This is a genomic window from Ramlibacter sp. MMS24-I3-19, assembly GCF_050320135.1.
In the GTDB taxonomy this organism is placed as follows: Bacteria; Pseudomonadota; Gammaproteobacteria; order Burkholderiales; family Burkholderiaceae_C; genus Ramlibacter.
The window spans coordinates 2,839,398-2,852,706 of the sequence record NZ_CP190017.1 but is presented as its reverse complement, the minus strand read 5'-3'; the positions used below and the strand labels follow the sequence as shown (position 1 = coordinate 2,852,706).

At 68.4% G+C, this 13,309-nt stretch carries 13 protein-coding genes and 2 tRNA genes; 1 reads left to right on the top strand and 14 read right to left on the bottom strand.

Annotation, left to right across the window (positions count from 1 at the left end):
• Positions 1-12 precede the first annotated feature (12 nt).
• From rpoS to surE, 4 genes are read right to left on the bottom strand one after another with little or no spacing between them, the layout of a single operon-like run.
• A complete protein-coding gene (gene rpoS, locus ACPWT1_RS14240; RefSeq protein ID WP_427911821.1) occupies positions 13-1,011 on the bottom strand; it encodes an RNA polymerase sigma factor RpoS in 999 nt (332 codons plus the stop codon).
• A 2-nt stretch (positions 1,012-1,013) separates the two neighbouring features.
• Positions 1,014-1,862: a peptidoglycan DD-metalloendopeptidase family protein gene (locus tag ACPWT1_RS14235; RefSeq protein ID WP_427911820.1), complete on the bottom strand. Its 849-nt coding sequence runs from the start codon at positions 1,860-1,862 to the stop codon at positions 1,014-1,016.
• Positions 1,863-1,903: 41 nt separating this feature from the next.
• On the bottom strand, positions 1,904-2,680 hold the full coding sequence (locus tag ACPWT1_RS14230; protein WP_427911819.1) for a protein-L-isoaspartate(D-aspartate) O-methyltransferase: 777 nt from the start codon (positions 2,678-2,680) through the stop codon (positions 1,904-1,906).
• On the bottom strand, positions 2,677-3,441 hold the full coding sequence (gene surE / locus ACPWT1_RS14225) for a 5'/3'-nucleotidase SurE (protein WP_427911818.1): 765 nt from the start codon (positions 3,439-3,441) through the stop codon (positions 2,677-2,679). The genes ACPWT1_RS14230 and surE overlap by 4 nt, the downstream gene beginning before the upstream one ends.
• A gap of 104 nt (positions 3,442-3,545) precedes the next feature.
• Between surE and ACPWT1_RS14220 the strand changes: the two genes are divergently transcribed.
• Positions 3,546-4,520 (top strand): NADPH:quinone oxidoreductase family protein, encoded by a 975-nt coding sequence (locus tag ACPWT1_RS14220; protein ID WP_427911817.1) that lies wholly within the window; start codon positions 3,546-3,548, stop codon positions 4,518-4,520.
• Between the two features lie 51 nt (positions 4,521-4,571).
• On the opposite strand, the gene ACPWT1_RS14215 is transcribed toward ACPWT1_RS14220, so the two are convergent.
• The 10 genes from ACPWT1_RS14215 to uvrC form a co-directional block, all read right to left on the bottom strand.
• Positions 4,572-4,647, bottom strand: a tRNA-His gene (locus ACPWT1_RS14215).
• Between the two features lie 44 nt (positions 4,648-4,691).
• Positions 4,692-6,608: a SurA N-terminal domain-containing protein gene (locus tag ACPWT1_RS14210; protein WP_427911816.1), complete on the bottom strand. Its 1,917-nt coding sequence runs from the start codon at positions 6,606-6,608 to the stop codon at positions 4,692-4,694.
• 86 nt (positions 6,609-6,694) lie between these two features.
• Positions 6,695-6,770 (bottom strand) — tRNA-Val (locus tag ACPWT1_RS14205).
• Positions 6,771-6,786: 16 nt separating this feature from the next.
• Complete coding sequence (locus tag ACPWT1_RS14200) at positions 6,787-7,059, bottom strand: HU family DNA-binding protein (RefSeq protein WP_013901776.1); 273 nt, start codon at positions 7,057-7,059, stop codon at positions 6,787-6,789.
• Between the two features lie 246 nt (positions 7,060-7,305).
• A complete protein-coding gene (locus tag ACPWT1_RS14195; protein WP_427911815.1) occupies positions 7,306-8,391 on the bottom strand; it encodes a tartrate dehydrogenase in 1,086 nt (361 codons plus the stop codon).
• Positions 8,388-9,272 carry an alpha/beta fold hydrolase gene (locus ACPWT1_RS14190; protein WP_427911814.1) on the bottom strand — a complete coding sequence of 295 codons (885 nt, stop codon included), beginning with the start codon at positions 9,270-9,272 and terminating at the stop codon, positions 8,388-8,390. Before ACPWT1_RS14190 ends, ACPWT1_RS14195 begins: the two co-directional genes overlap by 4 nt.
• Positions 9,272-10,180: a DMT family transporter gene (locus ACPWT1_RS14185; RefSeq protein WP_427911813.1), complete on the bottom strand. Its 909-nt coding sequence runs from the start codon at positions 10,178-10,180 to the stop codon at positions 9,272-9,274. The genes ACPWT1_RS14190 and ACPWT1_RS14185 overlap by 1 nt, the downstream gene beginning before the upstream one ends.
• A 5-nt stretch (positions 10,181-10,185) precedes the next feature.
• Entirely contained in the window at positions 10,186-10,752 is a 567-nt protein-coding gene (gene pgsA / locus ACPWT1_RS14180; protein ID WP_427911812.1) for a CDP-diacylglycerol--glycerol-3-phosphate 3-phosphatidyltransferase, read from the bottom strand.
• Between the two features lie 35 nt (positions 10,753-10,787).
• Positions 10,788-11,252, bottom strand: coding sequence for an energy transducer TonB (locus ACPWT1_RS14175; protein WP_427911811.1), 465 nt, complete (start codon positions 11,250-11,252; stop codon positions 10,788-10,790).
• Positions 11,239-13,302 carry an excinuclease ABC subunit UvrC gene (gene uvrC / locus ACPWT1_RS14170; RefSeq protein ID WP_427911810.1) on the bottom strand — a complete coding sequence of 688 codons (2,064 nt, stop codon included), beginning with the start codon at positions 13,300-13,302 and terminating at the stop codon, positions 11,239-11,241. Before uvrC ends, ACPWT1_RS14175 begins: the two co-directional genes overlap by 14 nt.
• Positions 13,303-13,309 lie beyond the last annotated feature (7 nt).

The following is a 13,309-nucleotide window of genomic DNA, read 5'->3' as shown; positions in this document are numbered from 1 at the left end:
CCCTTTCATGACTCAGAACAACGCTTCGCGGTCGATGCCATTGCGCAGCATGTGGCGGCGCAGTTTCAGCAGGGCCTCGTTCTGGATCTGGCGCACGCGTTCGCGCGTGAGGCCCAGGCGATCGCTGAGGACCTCCAGCGTCTCGGGCTCGCGGTCGTGCAGGCCGAAGCGGCCTTCCAGGATTTCCTTCTCGCGCTGCGACAGCGTCTCGACCCAGTTGGCCAGCAGCCGCTCGACCTCGTGGTTGTGGGTGACGCCCGTCGGGTCGACGGCCTGGTCGTCGGCCAGCGAGTCGCCCAGCGTGTAGTCGTCCTCGGAGCGATCGAGCGAAGCGTCCAGCGAACGCGGCGTTTCGGCCATCGCGAGCAGGTCGCCGATGTCATGCGCGCTGCGCCCGAGCAGCGCGGCGATGTCTTCCACCCGCACGCCCTCGCCGCCGGCATGCGTGCGGCGGGCCTGGAACTCCGGATCGTTCTCGAGCGTGCGCCGCGCACGCAGAACCTGCTGCAGTTCGCGCACCACATGCACCGGCAGCCGGATGACGCGGCCCTGGTTCATCACCGCGCGCTCGACCGACTGCCGGATCCACCAGGTGGCATAGGTCGAGAAGCGGAAGCCGCGCTCCGGCTCGAACTTGTCGATCGCGTGCATCAGGCCGAGGTTGCCTTCCTCGATCAGGTCGGACAGCGGCACGCCACGCCCCAGATAGCCCTTGGCAATGCTCACCACGAGCCGCAGGTTGTGCTCGATCATCGACTGCCGGGCCGCGAAGTCGCCGGCGCGTGCGCGCGTGGCGGTCTCGAATTCCTCCTGCGCAGTGAACAGTTCGGTGCGACGCACGTCGCGCAGGTACAGCGTCAGGGTGTCGCTGGAATCGCCGGCGGCCTCGGTGACCTCGCGCGTCCGCAGTTCGCCACCGGGCGGTTCGGGCGGCTGCACGTCGGGCGGGACGCCCTGCTCCATCGCGCCCGGATCAGGCGTCCTGCCTTGTCCGTTGCGCTTGCGGGCCATGCCTACCTTGCCGCCTGCAGGAATCTGGCGGGGTCGACGGGTTTGCCCTGGCGGCGGATCTCGAAATGCAGCTTGACGCGGTCCGCGTCGCTGGCGCCCATCTCGGCGATCTTCTGTCCCTTGCGCACGGTCTGGTCCTCCTTGACCAGCAGGGTCTGGTTGTGCGCGTAGGCCGTCAGGTAGATGTTGTTGTGCTTCAGGATCAGCAGGTTGCCGTAGCCGCGCAGACCCGCACCGGCGTACACGACGCGGCCATCCGCGGCAGCCAGTACCGGATCGCCGGCCTTGCCCGCGATGTCCAGGCCCTTGTTCTTCACTTCGTCGAACGTGGCGAGCACCGAGCTGTTGCCCGGCGCAGGCCAGCCCCACGCGATGTCGTCCTCCGGCGTTGCTGCGGGCACGCTGGGTGCCGCGACAGCGGCGGACGCCGCAGGCCGCGGCGCGCTGGCCACGGCGCTGGCCGCAGAGGCGGTACCCACCGCAGGCGTTGCCGCCGACGCCGTGATGACCGCGGGCGCGATCGGCCGCGCCACGACCGCCTCGGCCGGCGGCGCCACGCGCAGCACCTGGCCGGTCTCGATGACGTTGGGATTGTCGAGCGCATTCCAGCGCACGATGTCGCGCCAGTTCTGGCCCTGCTCGAGCGCGATGCGGATCAGCGTGTCGCCCTGCCTCACGGTGTAGTAGCCGGGCTTGCCGGCGTTCTCCGCGCCGGGAAGGTTCTTCACCGGTTCGCCCGAGGCGACCACAGGCGCGCGCACGCCGCTGCTGCGGTCTTCCACCGGCGCAGGAGCGCGATGCTTCGACGCGCAACCGGCCAGCACCGCGACCACCAACAGCGCGGATGCCATGCGAGCGCTCGCGCCCATTCCCTTCATCTGTGTCGTTCCCTTCAAGCGATGCCGGATTTTAGGGGCACGAAGTGAACGGTCTCAAGGACGCTCTGCCGCACTTCGCGCTCGCCCTTCTCCAGCACCACCAGGGCCTGCTGCCCGCCGGGCATCACGGTGGGCGCGACGATGCGGCCGCCGATGGCGAGCTGGTCCAGCCAGGTCCGCGGCACCGCTTCACCACCAGCGGCGGCGATGATCCCTGCATAAGGCGCGCCCTTGGCGAAGCCCACCATGCCGTCGCCGAACAGCAGGTGCACGTTGGGCAGGCGCAGCGGCCGGAGGTTGGCCTGCGCCTTCTCGTGCAGGCCGCGCAGCCGCTCGATGCTGTAGACCTCGGTGGCCACTTGCGCGAGCACCGCCGCCTGGTAGCCGCACCCGGTGCCGATCTCGAGCACGCGCCCGAGCTTGCCCCCGGGCAGGCCCGCAAGCAGCAGCTCGACCATCCGTGCCACGACACTCGGCTTCGAGATCGTCTGGGCCAGGCCGATGGGCAGGCTGGTGTCCTCGTAGGCCTGGTTCACCAACGCGGTGTCGACGAAGCGATGCCGCTCCACCGAACCCAGTGCAGCGAGCACGCGTGGATCGGCGATGCCCTGTGCCGCGAGGCGGCTCACCATGCGCGCACGCACCGCGCCCGAATCGAGGCCGACCCCTTGCACCGGAGCGACGGGCCCGGGCATGGGCTGGCGCGGCGCACCTGCGCCCGGCCGCTCCTTCGCGGCGGCGGGCGCCGGGGAGAGCGCGCTGCGCGCGGGAAAGCCGGGACGGCGTGTCATCGCGAACCCACGGAACGTCGCACGCGGCCGGCCCAATCGCGCAAGGACGCGTGATCCGTCAGGTCCACCTGCAGCGGCGTGACGGAGATGCGACCCTGCGTCGTGGCGTGGAAGTCGGTGCCGTCTGCGCCGTCCTTCGCCGGCCCGGCGGCACCGATCCAGTACATGGTCTGGCCGTGCGGGCTGGGCTGCGGGATCACCTGCTCGGCCGCGTGGCGCCGACCCAGCCGGCAGACCTCGAAAGGGCCGAGCTCGGGCAATGCCCGGTTCGGAATGTTGACGTTCAGCAGGAACGGGCGCTCCGCGTCCAGCCCCTGCGCGATCACCTGCTGCACCAGTTCGCGTGCGCGGGCCGCGGCGGCATCGAGATGCGCCCAGCCCTTCTCCACCTGCGAGAACGCGATGGCCGGGATCCCGAACAGGTAGCCCTCCATGGCCGCGCCCACCGTGCCGGAGTAGATGGTGTCGTCGCCCATGTTGGCGCCGTTGTTGATGCCACTGACCACCAGGTCGGGCCGGTAGCCGAGCAGTCCGGTGAGCGCGATGTGCACGCAGTCCGCCGGCGTTCCGTTGACGTAGCGGATGCCGTCGCTGGCCTCCTGCACGTACAGCGGCGAATGCAGCGTGAGCGCATTCGACTTGGCGCTGTTGTTGTGCTCCGGTGCTACCACCTCGACGTCGCCCAGGTCCTTCAGCGCCTGGTGCAATGCGAGCAGGCCTGGCGCCCGGTAGCCGTCGTCGTTGGAAATCAGGATCTTCATGCGCTGGGCCCTGCGGGGATTGTAGGGCTCGGGTCACGGCAGGGACATCGCGCGCGTGGCGCGGCCGCCTATGATCCGGCGCTTTCTTCCCGGAGACGATCGCCATGCATGCCTGGCTCTGCGAGAACCCCGTCGGCGTCGAGGCGCTGCAATGGAAGGAACTGCCGACGCCGTCGCCCAAGGCCGGCGAAGTGCTGGTGGCCATCCAGGCCGCGAGCCTGAACTTCCCCGACCTGCTCATCGTGCAGAACAAGTACCAGCACAAGCCGGCGCTGCCGTTCGTGCCGGGGTCGGAATATGCGGGCGTGGTGCAGGCCGTCGGCGAGGGCGTGAAGCACCTCCAGGTCGGGCAGAGCGTGGCGTGCCTGTCGGGCACCGGCGGCTTTGCAACGCACACTCTCGCGCCGGCCGCGCTGTGCATGCCGCTGCCGCCGGGATTCCCGGCCGTGGATGCGGCGGCGTTCATCATGATCTACGCGACCTCGCACCACGCATTGGTCGATCGCGCGCAGCTGAAGGCTGGCGAGACGGTGCTGGTGCTCGGCGCAGCCGGTGGCGTCGGCACGGCCGCGATCCAGATCGCGAAGGCGATGGGCGCACGTGTCATCGCGGCCGCGTCCACCGACGAGAAGTGCGCGCTGTGCACCTCGATCGGCGCCGACGCGACGATCAACTACAGCCAGGGCAACCTGCGCGACGCGATCAAGGCAGCCACGGACGGCAAAGGTCCCGACGTCATCTACGACCCGGTCGGCGGCGACTTCGCGGAACCGGCGTTCCGCTCCATCGCGTGGCGCGGGCGTTATCTCGTCGTCGGCTTTGCTTCGGGCCCGATTCCCTCGCTGCCCCTGAACCTTCCGCTGCTGAAAGGCGCGTCCATCGTCGGCGTGTTCTGGGGCGACTTCGCGCGGCGCGAGCCCAAGGCCAACACGGCCATGATGGGCGAGCTGGCGCAGTGGTACGCGCAGGGCAAGGTCAAGCCGGTGATCGACCGCACGATGCCGATGGCCGAGCTGAAGGCCGCTTATGCGCACATGGGATCGCGCGGGGTCAAGGGCAAGCTCGTGATGGTCAACTGAGCGGCCCCAAGAAAAAGCCGCTTGCGGGGCAAGCGGCTTTATTCGGATTGCTGGGGTGGCTGATGGGACTCGAACCCACGACGACCAGAATCACAATCTGGGACTCTACCAACTGAGCTACAGCCACCGTCGAAGACCGCGATTATAGCCGCGGCCGTTGTGCCAGAGGGCTCAGCGCGTGGTGCCCTCGGCCACTTCTTCCGCCGCCGGCTGCGGCACCAGGATCTGGGCCTTGAACCGCTGCTTGAGCGTGTTGTAGTAGGCCTGCGCTTCCGCGGCGCTCCAGGCTCGCGCGTACTGGCTCTGCTCTTCCTTCGCCACATTGGCATCGTGCGCCTGCCGCGGCAGCACCTTCTCCACCTTCACCACCGCATAGCCATTGGTTCCGAGGTCGACGCCGGAAAGTGCCGGCAGCGCCGCAGGATCGGCACGCAGCGCCGCTTCCACCACGGCCTGCGGCTGCTTCGCGGGATCTTCCCGCGAGACCACGAGCTTGTCGGAGAGACCGGTGGCGCTGGCCGGATTCGCCTTCCACGCCGCGAGCTTGTCCATGCCTTCCTTGCGCGCGAGTTCGGCGGCCTTGTCGGCCACCACGCGCTGGCGAACCGCGTCCTTCACGTCGTCCAGCGGCAGCGTGCGCGCGGGGCTGTACTGCACGATGCGCGCCGACACCAGCTGGCTCGGGCCGGTCTCCACCGCCTCGGTGTTGCGCTTTTTCTCGATGCTCTCGGGCGTGAACAGCGCGGCGAGCAGCTTCGGATTGGCGAGCGGCCCCTTGGCCTGGGGTCCCGGATTGCGCTGCACGTTCGAGGCCGTCTTGATCTCCAGCTTGAAGCGCTCGGCCACGGTCTTGAAGCCGTCGGCCGCCTCGTACACGGCGTTGTTGAATGCGTCCGCCGTCTCGGCGAACTTGCGCTGGGCCTGCTGCTTGGCCAGCTGCGCTTCCATCTCGGGGCGCATCTGCTCGAATGTCTTGCCGCGCACGTCGGTGAGCTTGATGATGTGCCAGCCGAACTCGCTCTCGACCGGCGGGCTGATGTCGCCCTTCTTCATCGCAAACACGGCGTCCTCGAACGGCTTGACCATCGCCTTGCGGGCGAAGAAATCGAGGTCGCCGCCCTTGGCAGCGGAACCCGGGTCCTGCGACTCCTTCTTCGCGACTTCCGCGAACGTGTCGGGCGCCTTCTTCACCTGCTCGTAGATCGCCTGGGCCTTGGCCTTGGCCTTCTCCTTGTCGGCGGCGCTGGCGTCGCGCGGCACCGCCACCAGGATGTGGCTCGCGCGGCGTTCCTCCATCAGGGGCGCGTTCTGCTCGTAATAGGCCCGCAGGTCCTGGTCGCTGACGGTCAGGCCCTTCTTCACGGTGTCGAGGTCCAGCACCACGTACTCGATGCTCGCCTGCTCGGGCGCCTGGAACATCTGCACGTGGGCCTTGTAGAAGGCCTCAAGGTCGGCGGGCGTCGGCTGCACCTTGGCGGCGTAGTTGGACGCATCGAAGCGCGCCACCTGGATCTCGCGGCGGCCGAAGAACGCATCCAGTGCCACGCCGGCCTGCGCGGGTGTCGCCAGCGCGCTGCCGGTGAGCCCACCCAGCACCTGGCGGGTGGCGATGTCGGTGCGCACCGAGTCCTCGAACATCTGCGGCGTCATGCCCTGCGCGCTCACCAGCTGCTTGTAGCGGTCCATGTCCAGCTTGCCGTCCGGACCGCGCAGCGAGGCGATGACCTCGTTGGACTGCAGCTCGCGCGCAAGGCGCTGGTCGGACGTGGTCAGCTTGTCCTTGGCGGCCGCGGCGGCGAGCACGCGTTCGCGCACCATGCGCTCCAGCGTGCCGTAGCGCGCCTGCGGCGTGTCGAACATCTTCGGGTCGAGGTTCGGCATGCGCTGGCGCAGCACGTCGACCTGGCGGCGATGCTCGTTGTCCCAGTCGGTCTGCGTGATGTTGTGGCCGTCGACCTTCGCGACGGTGGGACCGCCGGCGTTCATCGAGTTGTACCGCTCCACCCCGAACAGCACGAACGACGGGAAGATCAGCAGGAACAGCAGCACCTGCATGATCCGGTTGTGCTTGCGGACGAATTCAAACATGCGCGACTCTCGTGACTCCAGGGATGGAAGAAAACAGCGAGGTGTCCAGAAACACGAAAGGCGAACATCCGTTCGCCTTCGCTGTTTGGTGGGTGCTGACGGGATCGAACCGCCGACCTACGCCTTGTAAGGGCGCCGCTCTACCAGCTGAGCTAAGCACCCCACCGGACTGCCCGTCTCAGTTCAGCGCATCCTTCAGCGCCTTGCCGGGACGGAACTTGGGCACCTTGGCAGCCTTGATTTTAATCTGCGCGCCGGTGCGGGGATTGCGGCCGCTGCGAGCTGCCCGCTTGCCGACGGCGAACGTGCCGAAGCCCACCAGCGACACGGAGCCGCCTTTCTTGAGCGTCGTCTTGACGGCGCCGATCATCGATTCCAGCGCCCGCGTGGCCGCCGCCTTGGAAATGTCGGCGTGCTTCGCGATGTGCTCAATCAGTTCGGTTTTGTTCACAGGAGCCCCTCAGAGAATGTTTGGTCAGGTCGTCTTCAGAAAAATTTTTGTCTCCCGCCCTGGACCGCCGCGATGCGACGGGGTGTGTGCCAGGTGGGGGAGACTTCGCGCGGCCGCTCGGGCCACTGCGTTGATTAAAGCCAGCGGCTACAAGTGTGTCAATAAGGCTCGCACCTTTACAACACGGCCCGTGGGCCGTGCAGACTCTCGGCGCTGCACCGCGGCAACTAAGTCACGCGTGACCGCTCACAAGGCGGCGGCGATGGCCTTCCCGAGGTCCGTCGTCGATGCCTTGCCGCCGATGTCCGGCGTGCGCGGCGCACCGGACTTGGGATCGAGCACCTTCTCGATCGCAGCCAGCACGCCGTCATGCGCCTGCTTGTGGCCCAGGAAATCCAGCATCATCGCGCCGCACCAGATCTGGCCGATCGGGTTGGCGATGTTCTTGCCGAAGATGTCGGGCGCCGAGCCGTGCACCGGCTCGAACAGCGACGGGAACAGTCGGTCCGGGTTCAGGTTCGCGCTGGGCGCGATGCCGATGGTGCCGGTGCAGGTCGGCCCCAGGTCGCTCAGGATGTCGCCGAACAGGTTGCTGGCGACCACCACGTCGAAGAAATCGGGCCGCTGCACGAAGTGCGCGGTGAGGATGTCGATGTGGAACTTGTCCTGCTTCACGCCGGGGTAGGCCTTGGCCATCTCGGCGACGCGCTCGTCCCAGTAAGGCATCGTGATCGCGATGCCGTTGGACTTGGTGGCACTGGTCAGGTGCTTCTTCGGCCGCGACTTCGCGAGCTCGAACGCGAACTTCAGCACGCGATCGACGCCCTTGCGCGTCATGATCGTCTCCTGCATCGCCATCTCTCGGTCGGTGCCGGGGAACATGCGGCCGCCCACCATCGAGTACTCGCCCTCGGTGTTCTCGCGCACGATGTACATGTCGATCTCGCCGGGCTGGCGCGGACTGCCGTCGCGACGCACCACGGGGCACGTGATGCCCGGCATCAGGCGCGCGGGCCGCAGGTTGACGTACTGGTCGAACTCGCGCCGGAACATCACCAGCGAGCCCCACAGCGAAACGTGGTCCGGCACCTTCTCGGGCCAGCCGACGGCGCCGAAGAAGATGGCGTCGTGGCCGCCGATGCGGTCCTTCCAGTCGTCCGGCATGTACTTGCCGTGCTTCTCGCAGTACTCCCACGAGGCGAAGTCGAAGTGGTCGAACGCGAGGTCGATGCCGTACTTCGAGGCCGCTGCCTCCATCACCCGCACGCCCTCGGGCATGACTTCCTTGCCGATGCCGTCACCGGCGATGACGGCGATGCGCTTCTTGCTCATTTCTGTCTCCTGAAGAACGTTCGCGCCTCCTGCAGCAGCAAGTCCGGCGCTTCCTCCGCAATGTAATGCCCGCACGGCAGGCTCCGACCGCTGACCTCGCGCGCACGGTCGCGCCACAGCGCGAGCACGTCGAAGTTGCGGCCCACCGCGCCATGCTCGCCCCACAGCACGCGCAGCGGCTGCTGCAGCAGGCGCCCTGCATCCACGTCGGCCTGGTCGTGCACGAGATCGATGCCGGCCGAGGCGCGGTAGTCGGCGCAGATGGACTCGGCCGTGCCCGGGATGCGCACACAGCGCTCGTACTCGGCCAGGGCCTCGGGCGCGAAACACGCCAGCCCCGCATGGCGCGATCCCATGACGCTGCGGATGTAGCGCACCGGATCGGACGCGATCAGCGCCTCGGGCAGCGGTGGCGGCTGCACCAGGAAGAACCAGTGCCAGTAGGCGGTCGCGAACGCCTGCGTGGTGTTGCGGTACATCGCCAGCGTCGGTGCGATGTCCAGCAGCAGCATGCGGTCGACCGCCTGCGGATGGTCTGCCGCAAGCCGGTGCGCGACACGCGCCCCGCGGTCGTGCGCCAGCACCTGGAACCGCTCGTGCCCGAGACTGCGCATCACGTGCACGGCGTCGAGCGCCATCTCCCGCTTGCTGTACGCCGTGCTGCCCTCGCCGGCTGGCGGCCGACCCGAGTCGCCGTAACCGCGCAGGTCGAGCAGCACGAGGTCGAAATCGCGCGCGAGGTCCGGCGCGACGCGGTGCCACATGGACGCGGTCTGCGGATGCCCGTGCAGCAGCAGCAGCGGCTGTCCCTTGCCGGCACGCCGCACGGCCAGCGGCACGCCCTCGCGCTCCAGGGTGATGCGATCGAACTTCTCCAGCATCAGGCCCTCCTGCCTTCGGGTGCGCGGATGACCAGGCTCACGCCGATGGCGGTGAGCGCCACGCCGGCGACGATCACCGGCGTGATCGGCTCGCCAAAAAGGATCCAGGCCATCACCGCCGTCGTCGGCGGCACCAGGTACATGAGGCTCGTGACGGCGGTCGCGGCGCCGCGCTGGATCAGGAGATACAGCAGCGAACTGCCGCCCAGGGTGAGCCCAGCCACCGACCAGCACAGGGCGCCCACCAGTTCGGTGTTCCAGCCCTGAGGTCCCGTCCAGCGCATGGGCTCCGTTTCGAGCGCGGCCAGGGGCAGCGTGACCAGCAAGGCGGCAGCCAGCTGCACCAGGTTGGCGGTGCGCACGTCGCAAGGCGCGACGAACCTCTTCTGGTACAGCGTGCCGACGGTGATGGACACCAGCGCGGTCAGCGCGAACAGCAGGTTCAGCGGATGCACTTCGCCGTAGCCGAGCTTCTGCCACACCACCAGCAGCAACCCTGCCAGGCCGAGCGCCAGGCCCGCCCACTGCCGCCGGGCGACCGAGCCGCCTCGCAGCGACACCCAGATCGCGGTAAGCACCGGCTGCAGGCCCACCAGCAGCGCGGCAAGTCCCGCGCCCATGCCGGCCTTCACCGCCGCCCACACGCCGCCGAGATAGCCGGCATGCATGAACACGCCGGTGACGGCCAGGTGCACGAACTGCACGCCACCGCGCGGCCAGACGGCGCGGGCCGCGAGCGCCCAGAAGAAGAAGCACGCGACCGAGAGCGCGTACCGCCACGCCAGGAACTTCATCGGCGGCGCATGCGGCATGCCATAGCGCGCCACGATGAAGCCGGTGCTCCAGATCACCACGAACACGGCGGGCATGGCCCGCACCAGCAGGGCCTGGCGACTCTCGGAGGACATCGCGCTCAGTGGACCCGCTGGCGGATCTCGGGGAGGGCCTTGCGGAGGTAGTACACCATCGACCACACGGTGAGGATCGCAGCGGCCCAGATCAGCCACTGGCCCCAGAAGCGCGTGTCGATGGTGTCGAATAGCAGCCCGTCGAACAGCAGGAACGGGATCGCGACCATCTGCACGGTCGTCTTCACCTTGCCCAGCATGTGCACGGCCACGCTGCGCGACGCGCCGATCTGCGCCATCCACTCGCGCAGCGCGGAGATTGCGATCTCGCGGCCGATGATGATGAGCGCGACGAAGACGTTGGCGCGGCCGAGGTGCACCAGCACCAGCAGCGAGGCGCAGACCAGGAACTTGTCGGCCACCGGGTCGAGGAACGCACCGAACGCCGAGGTCTGGTTCAGTTGCCGCGCCAGGAAGCCATCGAGCCAGTCGGTCAGCGCGAACACGATGAACATCACGGTCGCGATCATGTTCTGCACCGGATGCGGCAGTCCCAGGTAGAAGACGCCGACGATCAGCGGAATGGCGACGATGCGCGTCCAGGTGAGGATCGTCGGGACCGTGAAGAACATGGGCTGGATTCTCACACGGCCCGCGCCCTCGCCGGTCACGGCGCCTCGGCCAGCGTGCGCAGCTGGAACTTCAGCGATTCGTTGTAGAGGAAGGTCTCGCTGAACTGCCAGGGTCGCGGCAGGTGTCCCACCGGCTCGAACGGGGCGGCGCGGCGGATGGCGCGGATGGCCATCTGCACCGTCTCGGGCGATTGCCGCGGCGTGCGCAGCACGACGATGTTCTGCACGCTGCCGTCGCGATTGAGGCGCACCTCCAGCACGGGGATCGATTGCAGCGGGTCGGGCAAGGGACCGCTGAAGGTCTCTCCCGGATTGGCCGCGTGGATGCGGCGTGCGGCACGCAGCTTGTACTCGGACCAGGTGCTCGCCGCGCCGGCGGGCGTGTTGCCCAGCGAGGCAGCTTCCACGCCCGCCAGTCCCGCGAGCCCCGGAAGGACCAGCGAGGTGCAGCCCGCCAGCAGGCCGGCCACGCTGGCCCACAGCCACTTAATGCAACGCACGGTAGATCTCCTCGGCAAGGTCGCGACCGATGCCTTCCACGGACGCGATGTCGTCGACGCCCGCCGACGCGACGCCCCGGATGCCACCGAAGCGTTGCAGCAGGCGGGCGCGCTTCTTGGCGCCGATGCCGGGAATCTCCTCGAGCTTGCTGCCGCCCACGCGCACCTTGGCGCGCCGCGCACGCATGCCCGTGATCGCGAAGCGGTGCGCCTCGTCGCGGATCTGCGCCACCAGCATCAGCGCTGCCGAATCCTTGCCCAGGTACACCTTCTCGCGGCCATCGGCGAAGACCAGTTCTTCCAGGCCGACGCGGCGGCCTTCACCCTTCTCCACGCCGACGATCACGGACAGGTCCAACCCAAGTTCCGCGAACACCTCGCGGGCCATGCTCACCTGGCCACGGCCGCCGTCCACCAGCACCAGGTCGGGCAGGCGCGAGGCGCCGCCACCGCGCGTCGAGACCTTCTTCGGCGCGGCGGCCACGGCTGCTTCGTCCTTGACGGTGATGTCCACGGGCTCGGCCTCGCTGCCCGCGTTGCCAACCGGCGGCGAGGCATCGGGCGGATCGCGACCCACCTCCGCCAGCCGCGCATAGCGGCGGGTGAGCACCTGCCGCATCGCCGCGTAGTCGTCGCCGGGGGTGATGCCGTCGATGTTGTAGCGCCTGTACTCGCTGTTCTGCATCCGGTGGTCGTGGAAGACCACGCACGAGGCCTGTGTCGCCTCGCCGGCCGTGTGGGAGATGTCGAAGCACTCGACGCGGAAGCTCTCGAGGTCGTCGGGATCGAGATCCAGCGCCTCCACCAGCGCACGCGTGCGCGCCTGCTGCGAGCCCTCCTCCGCCAGCAGCCGCGCCAGCTGGATGGCCGCGTTCTTCTCAGCCATCTCCAGCCACAGCCGGCGCTGCTCGCGCGGGTTGTGCACGGCGTTGATCTTCACGCCGCTCTGCTCGGACAGGGCCTCGACCAGCTCGCGCGCCACAGGCACGCTGGTGATCAGCGCCGGCGGCACGGGCACGCCGATGTAGTGCTGCGAGATGAACGCTTCCAGCACCTGCACCTCGACCGGCTGCTGGGGAACTGCATCCTCGGCATCGTCGAAGCCCTGCACCACCGCCGCGTCCTCGATGTGGGTCGGGAAGTACGCGCGGTCGCCCAGGTGCCGGCCGCCGCGCACCATCGCCAGGTTCACGCACGCCTTGCCGCCCTGCACCTTGACGGCCAGGATGTCCGCATCCTTGTCGGACCCGGTGTCCACCGACTGCTGGTGCAGCACCTTGGACAGCGCGGCCATCTGGTTGCGCAGCTCCGCGGCCTGCTCGAACTCGAGCCGCTCCGAGTGCTGCAGCATGCGTTGCTCCAGCTGGTTGAGGACCGCCTGCGTGTCGCCGCGCAGGAAGGCCTCGGCATTGCGCACGTCCTGCTGGTAGGCCTCGGCTTCGACGAGGTTCACGCACGGGCCCGAGCAGCGCTTGATCTGGTACAGGAGGCAGGGGCGCGTTCGATTGGCGAACACCGTGTCCTCGCAGGTGCGCAGGCGGAACACCTTCTGCAGCAGCTGGATCGATTCTTTCACCGCCCACGCGCTGGGATAGGGGCCGAAGTAGCGGTGCTTTCGGTCGACGGCGCCGCGGTAGTACGCCACGCGCGGAAAGGTGGCCGCGGTGTGCGCGCCCTTGCCGGCTTCGTCGAAGCCCAGCTTGTCCGGCGCGCCGTGGATCTTCAGGTAGGGGTAGCTCTTGTCGTCGCGGAACAGGATGTTGAACCGGGGGTTCAACGCCTTGATGAGGTTGTTCTCCAGCAGCAGCGCCTCGGCCTCGGAGCGCACCACGGTGGTCTCCATGCGCGCGATGCGCGAGATCATGTGGCCGATGCGCGTGCCGCCGTGGTTCTTCTGGAAGTAGCTGGAGACCCGCTTCTTCAGGTTGCGCGCCTTGCCCACGTACAGCACGCCGCCGTCGGCATCGAAGTAGCGGTAGACGCCGGGAAGCTGCGGCAGCGCGGCCACCTCGGCCAGCAGCTGTTCGGAATGCACCGGGCGGTCGGACATAGGCTGC